This is a genomic window from Streptomyces sp. NPDC036764 (assembly GCF_055609385.1).
On sequence record NZ_JBVJPT010000009.1, the window covers coordinates 269,041 to 291,859 of the forward strand.

Annotated in this window: 19 protein-coding genes; 9 read left to right on the forward strand and 10 right to left on the reverse strand. The window is 72.1% G+C overall.

Going from position 1 to position 22,819, the window contains the following annotated elements:
• Nucleotides 1-32: 32 nt before the first annotated feature.
• Nucleotides 33-3,317, forward strand: coding sequence for a S8 family serine peptidase (locus tag ACZ69Q_RS29730; RefSeq protein WP_471047569.1), 3,285 nt, complete (start codon nucleotides 33-35; stop codon nucleotides 3,315-3,317).
• A gap of 54 nt (nucleotides 3,318-3,371) precedes the next feature.
• On the opposite strand, the gene ACZ69Q_RS29735 is transcribed toward ACZ69Q_RS29730, so the two are convergent.
• Both ACZ69Q_RS29735 and ACZ69Q_RS29740 read right to left on the reverse strand, forming a co-directional pair.
• Entirely contained in the window at nucleotides 3,372-4,097 is a 726-nt protein-coding gene (locus tag ACZ69Q_RS29735) for a hypothetical protein (protein ID WP_471047376.1), read from the reverse strand.
• Nucleotide 4,098: 1 nt separating this feature from the next.
• Complete coding sequence (locus ACZ69Q_RS29740; protein ID WP_471047379.1) at nucleotides 4,099-4,626, reverse strand: RNA polymerase sigma factor; 528 nt, start codon at nucleotides 4,624-4,626, stop codon at nucleotides 4,099-4,101.
• A gap of 308 nt (nucleotides 4,627-4,934) precedes the next feature.
• Here ACZ69Q_RS29740 and ACZ69Q_RS29745 point away from each other — a divergent pair, with 308 nt between their 5' ends.
• The gene (locus ACZ69Q_RS29745; RefSeq protein ID WP_471047380.1) at nucleotides 4,935-5,951 is read left to right on the forward strand and encodes an aspartate-semialdehyde dehydrogenase; all 1,017 of its coding nucleotides are present in this window, start codon (nucleotides 4,935-4,937) and stop codon (nucleotides 5,949-5,951) included.
• Between the two features lie 61 nt (nucleotides 5,952-6,012).
• Here ACZ69Q_RS29745 and ACZ69Q_RS29750 read toward each other — a convergent pair whose 3' ends face one another.
• Nucleotides 6,013-6,489: a DUF1203 domain-containing protein gene (locus ACZ69Q_RS29750; protein ID WP_471047383.1), complete on the reverse strand. Its 477-nt coding sequence runs from the start codon at nucleotides 6,487-6,489 to the stop codon at nucleotides 6,013-6,015.
• Between the two features lie 112 nt (nucleotides 6,490-6,601).
• Between ACZ69Q_RS29750 and pepN the strand changes: the two genes are divergently transcribed.
• Entirely contained in the window at nucleotides 6,602-9,175 is a 2,574-nt protein-coding gene (pepN, locus tag ACZ69Q_RS29755) for an aminopeptidase N (RefSeq protein ID WP_471047385.1), read from the forward strand.
• Between the two features lie 43 nt (nucleotides 9,176-9,218).
• Here pepN and ACZ69Q_RS29760 read toward each other — a convergent pair whose 3' ends face one another.
• The 3 genes from ACZ69Q_RS29760 to ACZ69Q_RS29770 form a co-directional block, all read right to left on the reverse strand.
• Nucleotides 9,219-10,139 carry a LysR family transcriptional regulator gene (locus ACZ69Q_RS29760; RefSeq protein WP_471047388.1) on the reverse strand — a complete coding sequence of 307 codons (921 nt, stop codon included), beginning with the start codon at nucleotides 10,137-10,139 and terminating at the stop codon, nucleotides 9,219-9,221.
• A gap of 20 nt (nucleotides 10,140-10,159) precedes the next feature.
• Nucleotides 10,160-11,077 carry a DMT family transporter gene (locus tag ACZ69Q_RS29765; RefSeq protein WP_471047391.1) on the reverse strand — a complete coding sequence of 306 codons (918 nt, stop codon included), beginning with the start codon at nucleotides 11,075-11,077 and terminating at the stop codon, nucleotides 10,160-10,162.
• Nucleotides 11,078-11,167: 90 nt separating this feature from the next.
• Nucleotides 11,168-12,625 (reverse strand): FAD-dependent monooxygenase, encoded by a 1,458-nt coding sequence (locus ACZ69Q_RS29770; RefSeq protein WP_471047394.1) that lies wholly within the window; start codon nucleotides 12,623-12,625, stop codon nucleotides 11,168-11,170.
• A 166-nt stretch (nucleotides 12,626-12,791) separates the two neighbouring features.
• Between ACZ69Q_RS29770 and ACZ69Q_RS29775 the strand changes: the two genes are divergently transcribed.
• On the forward strand, nucleotides 12,792-13,379 hold the full coding sequence (locus ACZ69Q_RS29775) for a TetR/AcrR family transcriptional regulator (RefSeq protein WP_471047396.1): 588 nt from the start codon (nucleotides 12,792-12,794) through the stop codon (nucleotides 13,377-13,379).
• A gap of 161 nt (nucleotides 13,380-13,540) precedes the next feature.
• Here ACZ69Q_RS29775 and ACZ69Q_RS29780 read toward each other — a convergent pair whose 3' ends face one another.
• The 3 genes from ACZ69Q_RS29780 to ACZ69Q_RS29790 form a co-directional block, all read right to left on the reverse strand.
• Nucleotides 13,541-13,792, reverse strand: coding sequence for a hypothetical protein (locus ACZ69Q_RS29780; protein WP_471047399.1), 252 nt, complete (start codon nucleotides 13,790-13,792; stop codon nucleotides 13,541-13,543).
• Between the two features lie 121 nt (nucleotides 13,793-13,913).
• The gene (gene malQ, locus ACZ69Q_RS29785; protein ID WP_471047401.1) at nucleotides 13,914-16,058 is read right to left on the reverse strand and encodes a 4-alpha-glucanotransferase; all 2,145 of its coding nucleotides are present in this window, start codon (nucleotides 16,056-16,058) and stop codon (nucleotides 13,914-13,916) included.
• Entirely contained in the window at nucleotides 16,059-16,325 is a 267-nt protein-coding gene (locus ACZ69Q_RS29790) for a hypothetical protein (protein WP_471047404.1), read from the reverse strand.
• A 184-nt stretch (nucleotides 16,326-16,509) separates the two neighbouring features.
• Here ACZ69Q_RS29790 and ACZ69Q_RS29795 point away from each other — a divergent pair, with 184 nt between their 5' ends.
• From ACZ69Q_RS29795 to ACZ69Q_RS29805, 3 genes are read left to right on the forward strand one after another with little or no spacing between them, the layout of a single operon-like run.
• Nucleotides 16,510-17,043: a PadR family transcriptional regulator gene (locus tag ACZ69Q_RS29795; RefSeq protein ID WP_471047407.1), complete on the forward strand. Its 534-nt coding sequence runs from the start codon at nucleotides 16,510-16,512 to the stop codon at nucleotides 17,041-17,043.
• Entirely contained in the window at nucleotides 17,040-17,738 is a 699-nt protein-coding gene (locus tag ACZ69Q_RS29800) for an ABC transporter ATP-binding protein (protein WP_471047410.1), read from the forward strand. The genes ACZ69Q_RS29795 and ACZ69Q_RS29800 overlap by 4 nt, the downstream gene beginning before the upstream one ends.
• Nucleotides 17,735-19,081, forward strand: a complete 1,347-nt coding sequence (locus tag ACZ69Q_RS29805; protein WP_471047413.1) for an FtsX-like permease family protein — start codon at nucleotides 17,735-17,737, stop codon at nucleotides 19,079-19,081. Before ACZ69Q_RS29800 ends, ACZ69Q_RS29805 begins: the two co-directional genes overlap by 4 nt.
• Before the next feature lie 125 nt (nucleotides 19,082-19,206).
• On the opposite strand, the gene ACZ69Q_RS29810 is transcribed toward ACZ69Q_RS29805, so the two are convergent.
• Complete coding sequence (locus tag ACZ69Q_RS29810; protein ID WP_109498769.1) at nucleotides 19,207-19,743, reverse strand: HNH endonuclease; 537 nt, start codon at nucleotides 19,741-19,743, stop codon at nucleotides 19,207-19,209.
• A 327-nt stretch (nucleotides 19,744-20,070) separates the two neighbouring features.
• Between ACZ69Q_RS29810 and ACZ69Q_RS29815 the strand changes: the two genes are divergently transcribed.
• A complete protein-coding gene (locus tag ACZ69Q_RS29815) occupies nucleotides 20,071-21,165 on the forward strand; it encodes a mechanosensitive ion channel family protein (protein ID WP_471047416.1) in 1,095 nt (364 codons plus the stop codon).
• A gap of 199 nt (nucleotides 21,166-21,364) precedes the next feature.
• On the forward strand, nucleotides 21,365-22,768 hold the full coding sequence (locus ACZ69Q_RS29820) for an MFS transporter (RefSeq protein ID WP_471047418.1): 1,404 nt from the start codon (nucleotides 21,365-21,367) through the stop codon (nucleotides 22,766-22,768).
• The last annotated feature ends 51 nt before the right edge of the window (nucleotides 22,769-22,819 follow it).

Consider the following 22,819-nt stretch of genomic DNA (forward strand, 5'->3'; position numbering starts at 1 on the left):
GCCTGTTGCTCCTTTACCAACAAGGGATGCCGATGACCCTCACCCCGCAGCGCGACCCGAAGCCGGGCGCGAGACGCGCGGCCCGCATAGCCGTGGCCGCCGGCCTCGTCGCCGCGCTCTCCGCGGCCGGACCGATACCCATGGCCGTCGCCGCGGACCCCGCGCCCGCCGTTACGGACCCGAGCGTCAAGTCCGCCCATGACAAGCTCGGTTCGGACGACGCCGACCTGCTCGCCGAGGCGAAGGCCGACGACGCCAAGAACGTCACGATGATGATCGCGACCGCGCCCGGCCAGACCGAGCAGGTCGCCGAGCAGTTGGACGCGGTCGGCTCTGTGGGCCGTACCTACGACAAGCTGGGCTACGTCCGGGCGACCGTCCCCACCGGCAAGGCCGACAAGGCCATCGCCGCCGCCGCGAAGCTCTCCTCCGTGCACGGCATCGACCTGCGCGAGGAGATACCCCTGGACGACCCCGCCGTCGACACCAAGAAGTCGACGGCCGCCGCGACCGCGTATCCGGCCCCCGGCAAGGGGACCCCGGCGGAGAACCCGTACAACCCGTCCTTCGAGACGGGCGCCGTCGACTTCGTCGAGGACAACCCGAAGGCGGACGGCCGCGGCATCACCATCGGCATCCTCGACTCCGGCATCGACCTCGCCCACCCGGCGCTGCAGAAGACCACCACGGGCGAGCGCAAGATCGTCGACTGGGTCACCGCAACCGACCCGCTGGTCGACAGCGACCGCACCTGGCGCCCGATGGTGACCTCCGTCTCCGGGCCCAGCTTCACCTACGGCGGCAAGACCTGGACCGCGCCGGCCGGCTCCTACCAGGTGAGCACCTTCCTGGAGTCGTACACCACGGGGGGCGACGCGGCGGGCGACGCCAACCGGGACGGCGACAAGACCGACTCCTGGGGCGTCCTGTACGACGCCGCGAACGGCACCGTCCGGGTCGACCTCAACAACAACTTCGACTTCGGTGACGACACCCCGATGAAGCCGTACAAGGACGGCTACCAGATCGGGTACTTCGGCACCGACAACCCGGCCACCGACGTCGCCGAGCGCCAGCCGTTCGTCGTGCAGATCCGCAAGGACGTGCCGATGGACCCCCTCGGCGGGGACTGGGTCGGCCAGAAGCGCGACTTCGTCAACATCGGCGTCATCGAGTCCGAGCACGGCACCCACGTCGCCGGCATCACCGCCGCGAACGGCCTGTTCGGCGGGAAGATGAACGGCGCGGCGCCCGGCGCCAAGCTCGTCGCCTCCCGCGCCTGCACCTGGACCGGCGGCTGCACCAACGTCGCGCTCACCGAGGGCATGATCGACCTCGTCGTCAACCGCGGCGTCGACATCGTCAACATGTCCATCGGCGGTCTCCCGGCGCTGAACGACGGCAACAACGCCCGCGCCGAGCTGTACACGCGGCTCATCGACACCTACGGCGTCCAGCTCGTCATATCCGCCGGCAACTCCGGCCCCGGCGCCAACACCATCGGCGACCCGGGCCTTGCGAGCAAGGTCATCTCGGTCGGCGCGACCATCTCCAAGGAGACCTGGGCCGCCAACTACGGCTCCGCCGTGGAGAAGAAGTACGCGATGATGCCGTTCTCCTCGCGCGGTCCGCGTGAGGACGGCGGCTTCACCCCGACGCTCTCCGCGCCGGGCGCCTCGATCAACACCACCCAGACCTGGCTGCCGGGCGGTCCGGTCGCCGAGGCGGGCTACTCCCTGCCGGCCGGCTACTCGATGCTCCAGGGCACCTCGATGGCGTCCCCGCAGGCCGCGGGCGCGTCCGCGCTGCTGCTGAGCGCCGCCAAGGCCAAGCACATCGACCTCACCCCGGCGAAGCTGCGCACCGCGCTGACCTCGACCGCCGACCACATCAAGGGTGTGCAGGCGTACGAGGAGGGTGCCGGCCTCATCAACATCGAGGACGCCTGGGACTCCATCCGTGACGGCGCCACCGCCCACGAGTACACGGTGAAGGCGCCGGTCGACACCGCGATCGACCAGTTCCTGAAGACCCCGGGCTTCGGCACGGGCGTCTACGACCGCGAGGGCGGCCTGAAGGCCGGGCAGAAGAAGACGTACGACGTCACGATCACGCGTACGTCCGGCGCGGACAAGGCGATCCGGCACGAGCTGCACCTGGAGAACAACGCCGGTGACACCTTCCGCATCGTCGGCTCCGACGAGATCAGCCTCGGCCTGAACAAGCCGGTCACCGTCAAGGTCTCCGCGAAGCCGGGCTCGGCGGGCATCAAGAGCGCGATCCTGGAGGTCGACGACCCGCGCACCGAGGGCATCGACAAGCAGGTCCTCAACACGGTCGTGGTCTCCGAGCCGCTGAAGTACACGTACTCCGCGTCCGGTTCGACCCAGCGCAACAGCACCAAGTCGTACTTCGTGACCGTCCCCGAGGGCGCGAAGTCGCTGGAGGTCGCGATCGGCGGGCTGAAGGACAAGAGCCAGACCCGCTTCATCGCCATCCACCCGTACGGCACCCCGTCGGACAGCACCGGCACTCCGTACTGCTACAACAACTACCTCGACGGCAACGGCTGCAAGCCGGACGTGCGTGCCTACGCCGACCCGCAGCCGGGCGTCTGGGAGATCGAGGTCGAGTCGCGCCGTACGTCGCCGCTGCTCGACAACCCCTACAAGCTGGACGTCACCGTCCTCGGCGCGGCCTTCGACCCGGAGACCGTGACCGTGCCCGAGGCCAAGGTCGGCACGCCGGCCGCCGCCTCCTGGAAGGTGACCAACAACTACGCCGCGATCGACGGCAAGCCGGCCGGCGGCCCGCTCGGCTCGTCGAAGACGGCGCGTCCGACCATCACCGAGGGCGTCACGCAGACCACCACGGTCGACGTGCCCGCGGGCGCCACGTCGCTCGACGTCTCCATCGGCAACGTCTCCGACGCGGCCGCCGACCTCGACCTGGTCGTCCGCGACGCGGCCGGCACCGAGGTCGGCAGCTCCGCCGACGGTGACTCGGAGGAGTCGGTCTCGGTCGCTGCCCCGGCCGCCGGCAAGTACAGCATCGAGGTGATCGGTTACTCGGTGCCGAGCGGCTCGACGGCGTACGACTACCTGGACGTGTTCTTCTCCGCCTCGCTCGGCACCGTTTCGGTGTCCGACGCGCCGGTGAAGCTCGGCACGGGCGAGTCGGCCACCCTCGCCGGCAGCGTCACCGCTCAGGCGGCCGCTCCGGAGGGCCGTGAGTTCTTCGGCCAGGTCCGGTTGCTGAACGCACGCGGCACGGTCGCGGGCGTCGGCAGCGTGAAGATCGAGAAGGTCATTCCGTAGTCCGCGGTACGGCAGTGGGGGCGGGCGTCCGTGCGGGCGCCCGCCCCTTGCCGTTCAGCAGCCGAGCTCCCGTGCCTCGGGCAGCGAGGCGGTGATCCAGGCCCGTTCGGGGGCGATGTCCGGCTCGCCGACCGCCCAGAAGTCGGGCTCGCGGGCGCCCCGCGGGATGCCGATGAGGACCTCATCGCCCTTGCGCAGGCCGGGGACGAGGTTCTCGTCGACGACGAACGTCAGCTCCTGCTCGCCCTTGTCCGGCAGGTAGTAGCGGGTCATGTGCAGGGTGACCCGCAACGAGGCCGTGCCGGGGAGCTGTTCGACGGAGGTGGCCCGCCCTTCCGCCACCAGGCGGGAGCAGGCGAGGTACTCGGGGCTGCCGAAGGCGACACCGGCGGACGCCTGGGCGTCCGCCTTGTCCGCGGCGCTGCTCCCCTCGTCACCGCCCCCGGCACCTGAGGTCGAGGTCAGCAGCCAGCCCATGCCGACCAGCACGGACCCGGCGGCGGCCACGGCGAGGCCGCCGAGGGCGACGGTGAAGAACCGGCGCCTGACGCGGGAGGGCTGTCGTACGGGAGCGGGCTCGGGCTCGGGCACCGGTGGCGGTGGCTCGGCGAGCGCGTGCCCGATGATGCGGAGCTGCTCGCGCAGCAGCGCCACGTCGGCGGCGGCGGAGTCGTGCTCGGCCATGAAGGCGGCGTCCGCCCGGGCCTCGTCGGACAGCGGTTCACCGGTGATCGCGGCCATCAGCGCGTCGGCGCCGCGGCCCTGGTTCTCGGCGGTCATGTCACACCACCTCGTCCTCGTGCAGGCGGGCGCGCAGGGCCCGTACCGCCGTGTGCAGCCTGCTTTTGACCGTGCCCTCCGGGATGCCGAGCTCCGCGGCGATGTCACGCACCGGGAGGTCGCCGTAGAAGCGCAGGACGAGGACCTGACGCTGGGCGTCGGGCAGCTCGTCCAGGCCCTTGCCCACGGCGAGGGAGAGCAGGCTGGTGTCCTCGCCGGAGGGGTGCTCCGTCTGGCGCAGGGAGGCCAGCCGTTCGCCGAGGCGTTCCTGGCGCTTCTTGGCCCGGTGCCAGTCCATGGCGAGGTTGGAGGCGACGACCGCCGCCCACGCAGACACGTCCCGCGGCGCCTCGCGTCCGCTCGCGGCGCGCTCCAGCAGCCGCAGCCGGACCTGCTGTACCCCGTCCGGCAGGTCCGCCTGCGGCACCCCGCCGAGCGCGAGCACCGCCCGCACCCGACGCTCCTGGGCCGCGTCCAGGGGATCGGTGTGATCGTCCTCCTGGGCACGGCGGGCCTTTCTGCGCAGCACAAGCCACCCCCTCACCGCGTTTCCTCTACGACGCCGCAGCGCACGGAAACGTTCGACCGGGTCGCCGGGAGTTTTTGCGAGGTGTACGTCACACCGCCGCGCGGGCGCAGCACAGCTTGCGGCCCGAGCGCCCCGTGGGACGAATTTATGCAGCTCAGCATGGGTGCGGACGGGAGTTCCGGAACCGTCCGGCCGGTCGGGGTGTCCCTGTCGGGGGGTATGAAGCGCAAAGAATTGGACAGGCGGACCTGGGTCGGCCGCATGATGGAAAGGCCGCAGACATGCAAGAACGCGTAGAAGGAGTCGCCGTGAGGGTCGGAATCGTCGGAGCCACCGGTCAGGTCGGCACGGTCATGCGCAGGATCCTCAAGGAGCGCGACTTCCCGGTCACCGAGCTGCGCCTGTTCGCCTCGGCCCGTTCGGCGGGCTCGGTCCTGGACGGCGTGACCGTCGAGGACGCGGCGACCGCCGACTACTCCGGCCTGGACATCGTGCTGTTCTCCGCGGGCGGCTCGACGTCGAAGGCGCTGGCTCCGAAGGTGGCCGCCCAGGGCGCCGTGGTGATCGACAACTCCTCCGCCTGGCGCCGCGACCCCGAGGTCCCGCTGGTCGTGTCCGAGGTGAACCCGCACGCGATCGCCGACCGCCCCAAGGGCATCATCGCCAACCCGAACTGCACCACGATGGCCGCGATGCCGGTGCTGAAGCCGCTGCACGCCGAGGCCGGCCTCGAAGCGCTCGTGGTCGCCACCTACCAGGCCGTTTCCGGTTCCGGTCTGGCCGGCGTGGACGAGCTGTTCGAGCAGGTCAAGAAGGTCGGCGACGACGCGCCCAAGCTGACCCACGACGGCTCGGCGGCGGAGTTCCCCGCCCCGAACAAGTACGTGGCGCCGATCGCGTACAACGTCCTGCCGCTGGCCGGCTCCATCGTCGACGACGGCCTGAACGAGACCGACGAGGAGCAGAAGCTCCGCCACGAGTCCCGCAAGATCCTGGAGATCCCCGGCCTGAAGGTCTCCGGCACCTGTGTGCGCGTCCCGGTCTTCTCCGGCCACTCCCTCCAGATCAACGCCCGCTTCGCCCGCCCGATCAGCGCGGAGCGCGCCAAGGAGCTGCTGGCCGGCGCCCCCGGCGTGGCCCTCAGCGAGGTCCCGACCCCGCTGCAGGCGGCCGGCCAGGACCCGTCCTACGTGGGCCGCATCCGCACCGACGAGACGGTCGAGCACGGCATCGCGCTGTTCGTCTCCAACGACAACCTCCGCAAGGGCGCCGCGCTGAACGCGGTGCAGATCGCGGAGCTGGTGGCGGCCGAGCTGAAGGGCTGACGCCCACCCGTACCAGGCACAGGGGCGCCCGCCCTCACCGGTGGGCGCCCCTGTGCCGTGTTCAGCGGGGCCTGCGCACCTCGTACAGGAAGCACCCGTACTCCACGGCCCTGACGTGCACCAGCGCCACCTCCGGGTCGGCGAAAGCCTCCGTGAACGCCTCCTCGAAAGCCCCCGACTGCACGAGCCGGCCGCCGAGGATGCGGCCGTCGGCCGAGTAGCGGCGCACCGTGCGGTGGGCGTTCGCGAAGGGCAGGGCGTCCCCGTCCGGTCCCCCGCACTCCTCGGCGTGGATGAACACCGGCCCCTGCTCGTCGTACGCCCCGGGATCGGCCCCGTTCTGCGCCGCCCACCGACGCAGCGGGGCGTACGACACGAGGGCGATGCGCTCGCCGGGAGCGCCGCGGCGCAGGCAGCAGCGCAGGGGTGCGCCGCCCTCGTCGTCGGTCAGGGGAACCGTGCGGCGCCCCGCGTCGTCGAGGGAGCGCAACTCCTTCAGGGCCGTCGGATCGATGGCGCGTGCAAGATAGATCGTCATGGCCCCAGCCTCACGCGCGAGGACCGAGCTCACCGGCGGTCAACGGACATCGCGTTCCGGTCAGGTCCCGTGGAAGGATGGCGCAACCGACACATATCGAGGAGATGACCGCGTGCCTGGCACAAACCTGACTCGCGAAGAGGCGCAGCAGCGGGCGAAGCTGCTGACCGTTGACTCGTACGAGATCGATCTCGACCTCTCCGGCGCGCAGGAGGGCGGCACCTACCGGTCCGTGACCACGGTGCGCTTCGACGTCGCCGAGAGCGGCGCCGACTCCTTCATCGACCTCGTGGCTCCGACCGTCCACGAGGTGACCCTCAACGGCGACCCGCTGGATGCGGCCGAGGTCTTCAAGGACTCCCGGATCGCCCTGCCCGGCCTGCTGGCGGGCCGCAACGTCCTGCGGGTGGTCGCCGACTGCGCGTACACCAACACCGGCGAGGGCCTGCACCGCTTCGTCGACCCCGTCGACCAGCAGGCGTACCTGTACACCCAGTTCGAGGTGCCGGACGCCCGACGCGTCTTCGCCTCCTTCGAGCAGCCCGACCTGAAGGCCACCTTCCAGTTCACCGTGAAGGCGCCGGAGGGCTGGACGGTCATCTCCAACTCGCCCACCCCGGAGCCCAAGGACAACGTCTGGTCCTTCGAGCCGACGCCGCGCATCTCGACGTACATCACCGCGCTCATCGTCGGCCCGTACCACTCCGTGCACAGCGTGTACGAGAAGGACGGCCAGAGCGTCCCGCTGGGCATCTACTGCCGTCCCTCGCTCGCCGAGTTCCTCGACTCGGACGCGATCTTCGAGGTGACCCGGCAGGGCTTCGACTGGTTCCAGGAGAAGTTCGACTACGCGTACCCGTTCAAGAAGTACGACCAGCTCTTCGTGCCGGAGTTCAACGCGGGCGCGATGGAGAACGCGGGCGCGGTGACCATCCGCGACCAGTACGTGTTCCGCTCGAAGGTGACGGACGCGGCCTACCTGGGCCGCGCGGAGACCATCCTGCACGAGCTGGCCCACATGTGGTTCGGCGACCTGGTCACCATGGAGTGGTGGAACGACCTGTGGCTGAACGAGTCGTTCGCCACCTACACCTCCATCGCCTGCCAGGCGCACGCTCCGGGCACGCGCTGGCCGCAGGCGTGGACCACGTTCGCGAACCAGATGAAGACGTGGGCGTACCGGCAGGACCAGCTCCCGTCGACGCACCCGATCATGGCCGAGATCCGCGACCTGGACGACGTGCTCGTCAACTTCGACGGCATCACCTACGCCAAGGGCGCCTCCGTGCTCAAGCAGCTCGTGGCGTACGTCGGCCAGGACGAGTTCTTCAGGGGCGTGCAGGCGTACTTCAAGCGGCACGCGTTCGGCAACACGCGCCTGAGCGACCTGCTGGGCGCCCTGGAGGAGACCTCCGGCCGCGACCTGAAGACCTGGTCGAAGGCGTGGCTGGAGACGGCGGGCATCAACATCCTGCGCCCCGAGATCGAGACGGACGCCGACGGTGTGATCACGTCCTTCGCGATCCGCCAGGAGGCCCCGGCCCTGCCGGCGGGCGCCAAGGGCGAGCCGACGCTGCGCCCGCACCGCATCGCGGTGGGCCTGTACAACCTGGACGACACCTCCGGCAAGCTGGTGCGCGACGAGCGCATCGAGCTGGACGTGGACGGCGAACTGACCGCCGTGCCGCAGCTCGCGGGCACCCGCCGCCCGGACGTGATCCTGCTCAACGACGACGACCTGTCGTACGCGAAGGTCCGCCTGGACGAGAAGTCCCTCGCCTTCGTCACCGAGCACCTGGGCGACTTCGAGGCGTCGCTGCCGCGTGCGCTGTGCTGGGCGTCGTCCTGGGACATGACGCGGGACGCCGAGCTCGCCACCCGCGACTACCTCTCGCTGGTCATGTCGGGCATCGGCAAGGAGTCCGACATCGGTGTCGTGCAGTCGCTCCAGCGGCAGGTGAAGCTGGCGATCGAGCTGTACGCCGCCCCGACCGCCCGCGAGGCCCTGCTGACCCGCTGGACGGACGCCACGCTGGCGCATCTGCGCGCGGCCGAGCCGGGCGGCGACCACCAGCTCGCGTGGGCGCGCGCGTTCGCCGCGACGGCCCGCACGCCGGAGCAGCTCGACCTGCTGGAGGGGCTGCTGGACGGCTCCCAGGCGATCGAGGGCCTGGCCGTCGACACGGAGCTGCGCTGGGCGTTCGTGCAGCGCCTCGCCGCGGTGGGCCGCTTCGACGAGACGGAGATCGCCGGCGAGTACGAGCGGGACAAGACCGCGGCCGGTGAGCGGCACGCCGCCACGGCCCGGGCCGGCCGCCCGACCGCCGAGGCCAAGGCCGAGGCATGGGCGTCGGTCATCGACTCCGACAAGCTGCCGAACGCCGTCCAGGAGGCGGTGATCGGCGGCTTCGTCCAGACCGACCAGCGTGAACTGCTCGCGCCCTACACCGACAAGTTCTTCGAGGTGGTCAAGGGCGTCTGGGACTCCCGCTCGCACGAGATCGCCCAGCAGATCGCCGTCGGCCTGTACCCGGCGCTCCAGGTCTCCGAGGAGACCCTGCGCAAGACGGACGCCTGGCTGTCGTCGGCGGAGCCGAACGCGGCCCTGCGACGCCTGGTCTCGGAGTCCCGCGCGGGCGTCGAGCGTGCCCTGAGGGCACAGGAGGCGGACACGGCGGCCGAGTGACGACTCGTCACTGACGCCGACACATCGGCAGGGGCGTCCGGTGCTACGGCACCGGGCGCCCCTCGCGCGTACGCGACGCCGCTTCCGCCAAGGCCGTCAGTACCCGTCCCACCGCCGGCGCGTCCTCCCCGCCCTTGCGTACGGCCGCCACCACATGCCGCACCGGCCGCTGCTCCCCGAGTTCCCGCATCACGACCGCGTCCCGCGCCACCGCGGCCATCCGCGGCACCAGCGCCACGCCCATCCCCGCCTCCACCATCGCGAGGATCGCCGTCCAGCCGGCCGCCGAATGCCCCTGCCGAGGGCTGAAGCCGGCCGCCTCGCACGCCCCGCGCGTGATGTCCGACCAGGGCCCGCTGCCGCCGAAGATCCAGTCCTCCCCGGCGAGGTCGGCCAGCCGCAGCCCGGCCCCGGTGGCGAGCGCGTGCCCCTTCGGGAGGGCGACGTCCAGCGGGTCCGCGAGCAGTTCCACGCGGGTGAACCGCTCGTCGCCGACCGCGGGGGCCTGCGCGGCGAGCGACAGCGCGAGGTCCACCTCCCCGGCGGCCAGCAGCTCGTACGCCTCCCCGGCCTCGGCTTCCCGCACCCGTACGACCACACCGGGTGCCGTCTGCCGCAGAGTCCGCACGGCCGGTACGACCAGCGCGGGCACCGCCGTCGAGAAGGCCCCCACCCGCACCTCGCCGGCCTCGCCGTGCCGATAGGCCGCCAACTCGGCGTCCGCCCGCTCCAGTTGTTCGAACACCGCCTCGGCGTGCCGCAGCACCAGCCGTGCCGCGTCCGTCAGCCGCACCCTGCGCCCCTGCGCCTCCAGCAGCGGCACCCCGACCTGCTTGGCGAGATTCGTCAGTTGCTGCGACACGGCCGACGGCGTCATCCGCAGCGCCTCGGCCGTCGCGGTGACGGTTCCCCGCTCCCGCAGCGTCCGCAGGATCTGAAGCTTCCGGATGTCCCACTCGACCATGGCCGCAACCTACGTCAACGTCACCGGCGCCCCGCCGCCCCCAGGGCGACTCCGCCCAGGATCAGGCCCATGCACAGCACCTGGGCACCGCCGGTCGCCTCGCCGAGCACCGCCCAGGACAGCAGGGCCACGCACACCGGCTGGAGGTAGTAGACGGCCCCGGCACGGCTCGGGCCGACCAGCGCGACCGCCCGGTTCCAGGCGAAGAAGGCGACGGCGGAGGAGGCGACGCCGACGTAGAGGATCGGCAGGACGGTGCCGGGCGTCGCATCGAAGCCGCCCTGTGCCGCCAGGCTCACGCCCTGCGCGGGCAGCAGCAGGACGGTGCCGAACAGGAACGTGGTGAACAGGAAGGCCGCACCGCCCGGTTCGGCCGGCTTGCGCCGCAGCAGACCGCTGTACGACCCGAAGCAGCACGCCGCCGCCACCATCCACAGGTCCCCCGCCGCGAACCGGGCCCCGCCCGCGCCGCCCCCGACCAGCAGCACGACACCCGCACAGGCCGCCAGCAGCCCCGCGACCCGGCGCCCGCCGAGCCGTACCCCCGCCGCCCGCTCGAACACGGCCATCAGTACCGGCGAAGCGGCCATGATCATGCCCATGTTGGCGGCCGGCGTGCTCGATGCGGCCTGGTTGACGAGGGTGTTGTAGCCGGTGACGCCGAGGAGCGAGGCGAGCAGGACGAAGCCGAGGTGCCGGCGGATCGCCGCCCGCTGCCGCCATGCCTGCCGCGCTCCGAACGGAGCCACCACGGCCAGCGCCACGAGCCACCGCCAGAACGCCTGCTGCACCGGTGGCACGCTGTCGGCCAGCGCGCGGGAGGTGACGAAGCTGCCGGACCAGACGACGGTCGCGAGGGCCGCGAGCGCGATCCCGAGGGCGGCTGCCTTCGGGATCGGGGCGGTGCGGGGTGCGGTCCTTTCGAGGACGACGGTCACTTGGGTCCCTTCGGTGGTCGATGCTCCCGGTGGATCCACCGTCGCCTCGCCGAACCCGTCGCGTCCATCGAATCTTTTCGAGCATTCCTTTCAGGAAAACTGAAAGGTGAGGCCCTTCTCGATCGCCGCGGCGTCCGCGTCCTCCGCCGCCCAGGCCACGTATCCGTCGGGCCGCACCAGCACGGTCGTACGGCTCTCGCCCGCCCAGCGCTCGACGGCCGGCAGGCCCTCGCGGCCGGCCCGGCTCCCGTACGGCTCAGGCAGCGCCCGTGGAGTGATCAGCACGAACCGTCCGCCGCGCAGCGCCTCGTACAGGCGCCCGCTCTCCAGCGCCACGTCCGGGACGCGGGTGCCGACCAGGCGGTGGGCGCCGCGCGGGGCGGGGTACCGGTAGCCGATGCCGGAGATCTGGGCGAGGGCCTTCGTCCGGACGGGCCGGGCGGCGCCTGCGACGGCGGAGACGAGGGCGCGTACGGCACGCAGGGCCGGGTTGTGCGCCCGGGCCAGCCGGACCAGCCCGCCGCTGCTGCGCAGCACCGCCTTGCCGACGGGGTGCCGTTCGGCCTCGTAGGTGTCGAGGAGGCCGTCGGAGGCCCGGCCCCGGACGACCGCGGCGAGCTTCCAGCCGAGGTTGGCCGCGTCCTGGAGACCGGTGTTCATGCCCTGGCCGCCGGCCGGGGAGTGGACGTGCGCGGCGTCGCCGGCCAGGAGGACCCGGCCGACCCGGTAGCGCGGCACCTGGCGCTCGTCGCTGTGGAAACGGGACAGCCAGCGGGCGTCGTGCATGCCGTAGTCGGTGCCCAGGGCGCGCCTGGTGATCTCCTTGACCTCGTCGAGGTCGAGCGGGGCGTCGTCGGGGACCTCGTGGTCGCGGTTCCAGCCCATGACGCGGTACCAGCCGTCGCCGAAGGAGGCGATCATCGCGAAGGCGTCGCCCGCGCCGTTGACGGTGAGCACACTGTCCGGCCGCTCGGCGAGCCGCACGTCCGCCAGGATCAGCGACTTGATGACCGAGACGCCGGGGAAGGGCAGCCCGAGCGCCTCGCGTACGGCGCTGCGGTGGCCGTCCGTGCCGACGACGTAGGCCGCGCGGTGGGTGGCGACCGTCCCGTCGGCGCCGCGCACGTCGAGGTCGACCCCGTCGGCGTCCTGCCGCAGCCCGACGACCTCGCTCTCGTGGCGGAACTCCACGCCGAGCTCGCGCGCCCGCCGCTCCAGCAGCCGCTCGACCTCGTACTGCGGGGTGATGAGCAGGAACGGGAAGCGGGACGGCAGCGTGCCCAGGTCGAGGGAGAGACGGCGGAAGAGGCGCAGTCGCGTGATGGTGCTGCCGGTGGCGATCAGCTCGTCGGCGAGGCCTCGGGCGTCGAGCTGCTCCAGGGTGCGGGCGTGGACGCCGAAGGCCCGGGAGAGGTTGCTGATCTTGCGGGGGCGCCGCTCGACGAGGGTGACGGGGACACCGGCGGCGGCGAGGTCACCGGCCAGAAGGAGGCCGGTGGGGCCGGAGCCTACGACGATCACGGGGTGCGGGGAGACGGTGCCGGTCATGGTGGCCTCCTGCCAGTGCTTTGCTGCCAACGTTCGGTTGCCAACGCTCGTTTACCAACGTTCGTTTGCCAACACTTGTTGGTCAACGCTTGTTGGCAACGTTAGAAGGGCATCCCGAAGCTGTCAACACTTGTTGGCCTACATGTGTTGACCTACGGTTGTGGGCATGACCCAGAGCAGTCCCACACCCCCCGCCCCGCCCCGCCGTTCCGACGCCACGCGCACGGCGATCCTCGACGCGGCCCGCGAGCGCTTCGCGGCCGACGGGTACGAGCGCGCCACCATCCGCGCCATCGCCAAACACGCGAACATCGATCCGTCGATGGTGATGCGCTACTACGGCAACAAGGAGGGGCTCTTCGCGGCGGCCATGGCCATTGATCTGAAGCTGCCGGAGCCCGGGTCACTGAGCCGCGACGACGTCGGCCGGGCGCTCGTGACGCACTTCCTGGGCATGTGGGAGGAGAACGAGGTGCTCACGGCGCTGCTCCGGGTGGGCGCGACCAACCAGGCCGGAGCCGAGCGCATGCAGGGCATCTTCGCGGACCAGCTCCTGCCGCTCGCCCGCCGGGTGTGCCCCGACCCCGAGCAGGCCCCGGCGCGGGCCGCGCTGGCGTCGTCGCAGTTGCTCGGGCTGGCCCTCACCCGCTACGTGCTGCGTTTTCCGCCGGCCGTGGCTCTGGCCCCCGAGGAGCTCGTGGCCTGGCTGGCACCCACGGTGCAGCGGTATCTGACCGCGCCGCACCCGGCGTGAGAGCGGCCCCGCGGGATCGGGATCGGCCGGTGCGGAAACGCGTCGAGGGCGCCGGCCTCGTCGTCCATACGGCGGATGCGCGTACGCACGGCGGGGCCGGCGCCCTCGACGAAAGCAGGGGTCGGGCGAAGACGCCCTGATCGGGCCTTCGCCCGGCCTTGTCAGGCCTTCGCCTTGGCCTTCGGCTGGCGGTCCGTGGAGCGGTCCAGGACCATCACGAGGCCCACGATGACCGCGAAGATCACGATCGGGGCAATGACGAACTGGGCCAGCGTCTCCATGACGGTCAGGCCCTGACCGGGATCGTCGCCGTCGTCACGCGTGAGCGCGAGCGCGGGGGACGACATCAGGAGCATCATCAGCGTCGTACCGGCAGCCAGGGCGCCGGCGCGCAGGGCGTTCTTCTTGTCCACGGGGCCAAAAGTATCGAACGACGGGAAGCCCCGCGCGCCCGGGGTGCCGTATGTGGCCCGCCCCGGCCCGGACACAGGGCCGAGCACCGCCCGCTCCCGGCCCACCGGACACCCCGTCGCGTCACCCCTGCCGCCCGCCCCCACCCCGCAGCACCTCGACCAACCCCCACAGCCGCGCCGATCCCGCGAGCTCCTCCAGCGTCACCGGCCTCCCGTCGGCGTCTGCGATCGGCAGGCGCCAGTTCGGGTACTGGTCCCATGTCCCCGGCAGGTTCTGCGGGCGGCGGTCGCCGACGCCGTCGGGGAGCCAGACGCCGATCATCCGGGCCGGGGTGCGCAGCAGGAAGCGGTGGACGGCCTGGATCTCGGCCTCCTCCTCCGATGCGCAGTGCCCGCCGCGCGCCCCCCGCAGCAGTCCGAGGCGGGACAGCAGCTCCAGCCACTCCCCCGTGTCCGCCGCGGCCTCCGCCCGCTCCTGCTCCAGCGGACGGGTCGACAGGCCCAGGCTGTCGCGGAGTTCGACGTGTTCACCTGTCAGGCGGGCCGCGGTGGACGGCAGGTCGTGGGTGGTGGCGGTGGCGAGGCAGTCGGCGCGCCAGGACTCCGGCGGCAGCGGGCGCCCGTCGCCGTCCCAGTCCCGCTCGAACCAGAGCACGGAGGTCCCGAGCACACCCCGCGTGCGCAGCGCCTCCCGCACTCCCGGCTCCACCGTGCCGAGGTCCTCGCCTATCACCACCGCCCCGGCCCGTGCGGCCTCCAGCACCAGGATCGCGAGCATGGCCTCGGCGTCGTAGCGGACGTACGTCCCCTGCGTCGGCGCCTGTCCCTGCGGTACCCACCACAGCCGGAACAGCCCCATGACGTGGTCGATGCGCAGGGCGCCCGCGTACCGGCACAGCGCTCGCAGCAGGCGGCGGTACGGCTCGTACCCGGACTCGGCGAGCCGGTCGGGGCGCCAGGGCGGCAGCCCCCAGTCCTGGCCGCGCGCGTTGAAGGCGTCCGGTGGCGCGCCCACCGACATGCCGGCCGCGAAGTACTCCTGCTGCGCCCAGGCGTCCGCGCCCCCGGGGTGCACCCCGACCGCCAGGTCGTGCACGATCCCGACCGGCATCCCCGCCTCCCGGGCGAGACGCTGGGCGGCGGTCAACTGGCCGTCGGTGAGCCAGGCGAGGCGGCAGTGGAAGTCGACCCGGTCCATCAACTCACCCCGTGCGCGGGCGGTTTCGGGCGACCGGGGGTCCCGTAGCCCCTCCGGCCAGCGCTGCCAGTCCGAGCCGTGCACCTCGGCCAGCGCGCACCACGTGGCGTGGTCCTCCAGCGCGTCGCCCTCCCTGGCGAGGAAGTCGACGTACGCGGCCCGCCGCCCGGGCCCGAGCGGCACCTCGCGCACCAGTTCCAGTGCCTCGCGCTTGGCCTCCCAGACGGCGTCCCGGTCGATCAGCGCGCCCTTGCCCAGCACCGCCTCACGCAGCTTCCCGCCCCGCTCCAGCAGCGCCCGCGTCCGCGCGTGGTCCTCGACGTACGCGAACTCGGGCACGTCCTCGACCCGCAGATGCACCGGGTCGGGGAAGCGGCGGGAGGACGGGCGGTAGGGCGAGGGGTCGGTCGGGGTTCCGGGTACGGCCGCGTGCAGCGGGTTGACCTGGACGAATCCGGCGCCGAGCGCCCGGCCGGCCCAACTGGCCAGTTCGGCGAGGTCACCGAGGTCGCCCATGCCCCAGGAGCGGTGCGAGAGCAGGGAGTAGAGCTGGACGAGGAGGCCGTAGGAGCGTCCGGTCGGGGTGGGCAGGCGGGGCGGGGCGACGACGAGATGGCTGGTCGTCGTACGGCCGTCCGGTGTGGTCGCCGTCAGCCGGTGGACGCCGGGCGGGAGTCGGTCGGCGGCGGTGCGGGTCTCGCCCTGCTCGGTCTCGATGTGCAGCCGGGTGCCGGACGGCAGCGCGGCCAGCGCCTCGGGCTCGGCCCCGCTCCAGCTCACCACCGTCGGCGGCAGCAGCCGCTCCCGCAGCTCGCGCTCCCGCGCGGCGAGCGCGGCACCGACGGCGGCGGGCGTGCTCGCGTCCACGTCGAGGGCGGCCAGGGCAAGGGTGAGCGCGGTCGGGGATGCCGTGACCGTGCGGTCGGCGGACGGCTGGTAGGAGGTGGCGACGCCGTGCAGTTCGGCGAGCCGGGACAGGGCGTCGGAGGGGGGTTCCTCGCGCCCCTCGGAACCGTCGGGGCCCTCGGGCCCCTCAGCGAGGGCTTCGGCCGACCGCTGCGCTGTCATCTACGGCCTCGTGGGATCCAGGTCCATGTCCATACCGATGTCCATACCCAGGTCCCACGTCGCCGCCTCACTCGTCAGCGGCGCGGCGTCGGCGAGCGGCGGCTCACTGGTGAGGGGCTCGGCGTCGGGGAGGGGTGGTTCGCTGGTGAGGGGGGTCTCGGTGCAGGCGCCCTCGGCGCTGAAGACGCAGTCGTGCATCTCGGGCTCGATGGGCGCCTCAGGTTTGGACGGGGCCGGGAGCAGAACGTATGCCGATGCTGCGGCCATGGGGGCCTCCTCTTCTGGTGCGGCGTACGGGTTAACGCAGCCCTACCCAGCAGGCGCTGCGGCAGACGTACAGAGTGCAACAACGTGCCTCTCGTCACATTCTGTTCCGCCGCCGAGGTCTTCTCCGACTGCTCGAACGGGCCACTATTCACTCAGTACATGTACTCAGTGCATAATGATCGGCATGAGCACCCGCCACATCCTGCTGGGCCTGCTCGCCACGGGGCCGAGCCATGGCTACGACCTCAAGCGACGCCACGACGAACGCTTCCCGCAGGCCCGCCCGCTGGCATACGGGCAGGTCTACACGACCCTGCAACGGCTGGTCCGCGACGGCCTCGCCGAGGTCGAAGGCACCGACTCGGACGGCGGTCCGGAGCGGACGATGTACCGCTCGACGGACGACGGAGCGCGTGAACTGGCGCAGTGGGCCGGCCGGATCGCGCCGCCGGCACCGTTCGTGACGAACGAGATCTTCGCCAAGGTCGTCGTGTCGATCCTGTCCGGCGGCGACCCGGACGCCTATCTGCGGGCCCAGCGCGCCGCCCACATGACACGTATGCGGGAGCTCACGGCGCTCAAGACCGCGCCCGGCGCAGATCTCGCGTCGGTGCTCTCGGCGGACTACGCCCTCAACCACCTCGACGCCGACCTCCGTTGGATGACGACCACGGCGGCCCGGCTCACCACCCTGACCGCGGAGGTCGACTCAGCATGAGCAACGAAGAGGACGGCGCGGTGCCGCTTCTGACGGCCCGTGACCTCGTCAAGGCGCACGGCAGGACCGAGGCTCTGCGCGGCGCGTCCATCGAGTTGCGGCGCGGCGAGATCCTCGCCGTCACCGGCGCCAGCGGCAGCGGGAAGTCCACGCTGCTGCACTGCCTGGCCGGCATCGTCCGCCCGGACTCCGGCTCGGTGGCCTACGCCGGCGAGCGGCTCGACCGGCTGCCGGAGCAGCGGCTGAGCGAGCTGCGGCGTACGGAGTTCGGGGTGGTCTTCCAGTTCGGGCAGCTCATCCCGGAGCTGACGGCCCTGGACAACGTGGCGCTGCCGCTGCTGCTCGGCGGTGCCCGGCGGCAGGAGGCGCAGGCGAGTGCCGGTGAGTGGCTGGAGCGGTTCGGGGTGCGCGGGCAGGAGGAACTGCGGCCCGGCGAGATGAGCGGCGGCCAGGCACAGCGGGTGGCCCTGGCCCGGGCGCTGGTCACCGGCCCGAAGGTCGTCTTCGCGGACGAGCCGACCGGCGCGCTGGACTCCCTGGCGAGCGAGCAGGTGATGTCGGCCCTCACGCACACGGCCCGCGAGTCGGGCACGGCGGTGCTGCTGATCACCCACGACGCGCAGGTGGCGGCGTACGCGGACCGTGAGGTCCGGCTGGCCGACGGCGCGGTGCTGCCGCTCGAGGTGACGGCATGAGAGCCGACCTCCGGCTGGCCTGGCTGCTCACCCGGGGATCCGACCGGCGTGAGTGGTGGCGCATCGCGCTCACGGCCATCGGGGCGGCCCTCGCGACCGGCATCGGGCTGGCGGTCGCCGTGATCGCGGCGATCGACGGGCAGTACTCCATCTCCGTCGGCGCCGGACTGCTCGACCACCCCAGCGACCGGCAGGGCGTGATCATCACGCTGTTGCTGCTGTTGGTCCCGGTGCTCGGGTTCCTCGGCCAGTGCGCCCGTGTGGGGGCGGTGCACCGGGACCGCCGGCTGGCCGCGCTGCGGCTCGCGGGGGCCACACCCCGTCAGGTCCGGCGGATCGCGGCACTGGAGGCGGGGCCGGCCTGCCTGGTCGGTTCGGCGGTGGCCACCGTCTTCTGCGTCCTGCTCCTGCTGCGCCTGTGGCAGCACCCCGAGCCGCCGGCATGGCTCGGCATCGCCCTGGTCGCCGTGGCAGTACCGGTGCTCGGCACGGTGGTGAGCGCGCTGTCGCTGCGCCGGGTGGTGGCCTCGCCGTTGGGCTGGGTGCGGCGGGTGCGGCCGACCCGGGGGCCGGGGCGGGCGTTCCTCGCGGTGACCGGGCTGCTCGCGGTCACGACCCTGGCCCTGTTCCTGACCACGGTGTTCGGCAACCCCCTCGAATTCGCCTTCGGCCCGCTGGCGGTGTTCGCCCTGTGCCTGCTGATCGGCGTCTCGGCCGTGTGGCTGGCGGGCTGGTCGTCGCGGCGGCTGGGCACCGCGCTCGCCGCCCGTGCCCAGCGTCCGGCGCTGCTGATCGCGGCCGAGCGGCTGCGGGACGACCCGTGGGCGGCGGCCCGTACGCATGCGGCGGTGTTGCTGGTGACCGTCGTGGGCACGGCGTTCGCGGGCATCCGCGCGGTGCTGCTGCACGTCGTGAACCACACCGAGCACCTGGCGGAGAACAGGTCGTACTACACCACCGGCCTCGATCTCTCCGGCGCCGCGATCCTCGTCGCCCTGGCGCTGACTCTGTCGGCGCTGGCCGTGGGCACCGCCGAGTCGCTGGCCACCCGGCGCCGGGGACTGGCCGCGCAGGCCGCGGCAGGCGTGCCGCAGAGCGTGCTGGGCCGGGCGCTGCTCCTGGAGACCGCGCTGCCGCTCGCCCCCGCGCTCCTGCTCGCGGGCGCCGGTGGCACGGCGATCTACCTGGGCTGGTCCGCGCTGATCGACGACGCCGTCGGGGCCGTACCGCTGGTGCCGATGCTGGTCCCGGTGGCCGTCTACGCCGCCTGCCTGCTGGCAGCGGCCATGTCACTGCCGCTGCTGCGGCGTTCCGTACGGCCCGCGGAGCTGCGGTACGCGTGAGCTGCCGTAGCGCCTGCCCGTGCCGCGGTCACCCGCCCGGGCAGCCGTCCGGCCCCGAGGGCACGGGGGACCCTCGGGGCCGGTGGCACGCGCGCCGTCCGCCAGGTGTGCGAAAGCCCGGATCGTCAGGCGGAAATGCCGTCGATCCGGGCCAAGGCGTCGTCCGCACCGAATGGCTGCAAGTACGGCAACCAGCGCGGGTCCCTATGCCCGGTGCCGATGATGCGCCAGGCGAGGCCGGTGGGTGGAGCGGGTTTGTGGCGCAGCCGCCAGCCGATCTCGAAGAGGTGTCGGTCGGCCTTCACGTGGTTGCAGCGGCGGCAGGACGCCACCACGTTGTCCCAGACGTGTTTGCCCCCGCGGCTGCGCGGAATGACATGGTCGACGCTGGTTGCGACGCCACCGCAGTACATGCACCGGCCCCCGTCACGCGCGAAGAGCGCCCTGCGGGTAAGAGGAACGGGCCCCCGATAGGGAACCCGGACGAATCGCTTGAGCCGGACCACGCTGGGTGCGGGGACTGTGACGGTCGCGCTGTGCATGAAGGCGCCGGACTCCTCGAGGCATACGGCCTTGTTCTCGAGGACGAGGACGAGCGCGCGGCGGAGCGGTACGACGCCAAGTGGCTCGTACGACGCGTTGAGGACCAGGACATGCGGCACGGATGCCTCCTTGGGCGTCGGCGGCGCGTGGCTCGCGCCGGGACGATCTGTAGTCAGTCTCCCCTCTTGCCTGGTGAAAGCGCCACCATGTCCCGGTAACGGGCTGGGAGTGTTTTCGACCACATCTGATTCATCCCCTGAGCGATGAACGGTTCATCCCACCAGTTCATCCCCAGGTGGGCACGATTCCTCCCTCGAACATGGCGACGATCCGCACACGATGCCCCGATAGTGTGGTCAGCCTGCCCCGCCGGTGACCTTTTCGTGACCTTGATCGACCTTGACCGCCTACCGGTGGGGCGGGCCGCTGCACTGGAGGTACCTGCCGTGTCCCTGTCCGCCGTCCTACTGGCCGCCGGTTCGTCGCCGTCCCCGACACCCTCGGAGACGACGACCCCGCCGGTCCCCTCGCTCCAGGACGCCCACGAGAGCGCGACGCAGGCCGCGAGCTGGGTCGAGCAGAACTGGTCGACCTGGCTCGCGATCGGGCTGAGAGTCCTGCTGATCCTGGTGATAGCGGCGGTGCTGAGAGTGGCCGTGCGCCGCGCGATCACCAAGCTCATAGACCGGATGAACCGCACCGCGCAGGCGGTGGACGGCACGGCCCTCGGCGGACTGCTGGTCAACGTCGAGCGCCGCCGTCAGCGCTCGCAGGCGATCGGTTCGGTGCTCCGCTCGGTGGCCAGCTTCGTGATCATGGGCACGGCCGCCCTGATGATCCTGTCCACCTTCGCGATCAACCTGGCCCCGCTGCTGGCGTCCGCCGGTGTCGCGGGCGTGGCGATCGGTTTCGGCGCCCGCAACCTGGTCACCGACTTCCTCTCCGGCGTCTTCATGATCCTGGAGGACCAGTACGGCGTCGGCGACTCGATCGACGCGGGCGTGGCCTCCGGCGAGGTCATCGAGGTCGGCCTGCGGGTGACCAAGCTGCGCGGCGACAACGGCGAGATCTGGTACGTCCGCAACGGCGAGGTCAAGCGCATCGGCAACCTCTCGCAGGGCTGGTCGACGGCCGGCGTGGACGTCACCGTCCGCTCCTCGGAGGACCTGGACAAGGTCCGCGAGGCCATCGGCGAGGTCGGCGAGCGGATGAGCAAGGAAGAGCCCTGGAACGAGCTCCTGTGGGGCCCGATCGAGGTGCTCGGCCTGGACAGCGTGCTGCTGGACTCGATGGTCGTCCGCGTCTCGGCGAAGACCATGCCGGGCAGGGCCCTGACGGTGGAGCGCGAACTGCGCTGGCGCATCAAGCGTGCCTTCGACGCCGCCGACATCCCCATCGTCGGTCGCGCCCCGCTCATGGTGGAGGAGGAGACCGCGACGGACCCGACGGCGGGCATGGCGGCCCCCTCGGCCTACTCCAGCACCACCTCACCCCAGTCCCAGGCGGCGACGCCGCTGACGCCGCCGAGCGTGACGAAGTAGGCGTAACGCGTCAGAGGGGCTCCCGGCATCGACGGGAGCCCCTCTTTTCTGCGCGCGCCAAGCCCCGGCCCCGCCTGTGCGGCGGTGTACATCCGCCGGTTGTACGGCCCTGCCCCTCGGTTGTTTGATCCGTGCGCGTCCGGCTGGCTTGGATGGCCCCGGATCGGCGGGCGGACGCGAGTGAGCGGGGTGGTGGGCGGTGTCGGGCGGGCGGTCGCTGGGGCGGCGGTTCGGGTGGCTGTGGGCGGCCTACGCGGTCAGCTCCCTCGGGACCTGGCTGGCCTTCGACGCGTTCTCGTTGATCGCGGTCGTCGTGCTGCACGCCGGAACGACCGAGGTGGCGCTGCTGGCGGCCTCGGGGCTCGCGGTGGGGGCGGCGCTGGCGGTGCCGCTCGGGGCGTGGGTGGAGTTCCGGCCGAAGCCGCCGGTGATGGTCGCGGCGGATCTGGTCCGGTGCGCGGCGCTGCTCAGCCTGCCCGTCGCGTTCGCGCTGGACGCGCTCGAGCTGGGGCAGCTCCTGCTGGTGTCGGTGGTGGTGGCCGCGGCGGACATCACGTTCAACGCGGCGAGCGGGGCCTTCGTGAAGTCCCTCGTGCCGCCGGAGGACCTGCTCGTGGCGAACGGCCGCTTCGAGGCCACGATGTGGACGGCCACGGCGCTCGGCCCGCCGCTGGGCGGTGCGGCGTTCGGCATGTTCGGCCCGATGGCGACGGTGCTGGCGAACGCGGTCAGCTTCCTTCTCTCCGCGTTCGGTATCCGGGCGATCGGCAGTAAGGAAAGGCAACAACCCCGCAGGGAGAGGCACGCGCCCGGTAAGGAAAGGCAACAACCCCGCAGGGAGAGGCACGCGCCCGGTAAGGAAAGGCAACAACCCCGCAGGGAGAGGCAAGCGCCCGGTAAGGAAGGCCAACAACCCTACGGAGAAGGGCACGCGCCCCGTGAGGAAGGGCAACAATCCCGCCCTGACGCCCTCTCAGGGCGGCCCCCGGCGCGCGACCTGCGGGCGGGCTGGCGGCACCTCCTGAGCGATCCCACCCTGCGCCCGCTGTTCCTCAACACCGTCCTGGTCAACTCCCTGATCATGGCGTCGGCTCCGCTGCTCGCCGTCCTGATGCTCGGCCGGCTCGGCTTCGCCCCCTGGCAGTACGGCCTCGCCTTCGCCGTGCCCTGCCTGGGCGGCCTGCTGGGCTCCCGGCTGTCGCGGCGCCTGACCGCGCGGCATGGCAGGCACCGGATCCTGCTCGCGGCCGGCACCCTGCGCGCCTGCTGGCCGCTCGGCCTGGCCTTCATCGGCCCGGGCACTCCCGGCCTCCTCCTGGTCATGGCCGTCGAGTTCGGTCTCATCACCTGCGCGGGCGTCTTCAACCCGGTGCTCGCCACCACCCGCCTCGACCTGACCCCGCCGGACCGGGTCACCCGCACCCTCGCCGCGTGGTCGATCAGCACCAAGACGGCGACCGCGGCGACGACAGCGCTGTGGGGATGGCTGGCGGCCCTGACCGGTCCACGTACGGCGATCGCCCTCGCCGGCGCCCTGTTGCTGGCGACCCCGCTTCTGCTCCCATGGCATGAGCACGCACGGCGGGTCGGCGCCCTCAAGTAACGACTCTGTTGCCTGCCGGACCACCTCTCTTGACGCCGACTTCCCGCCGGG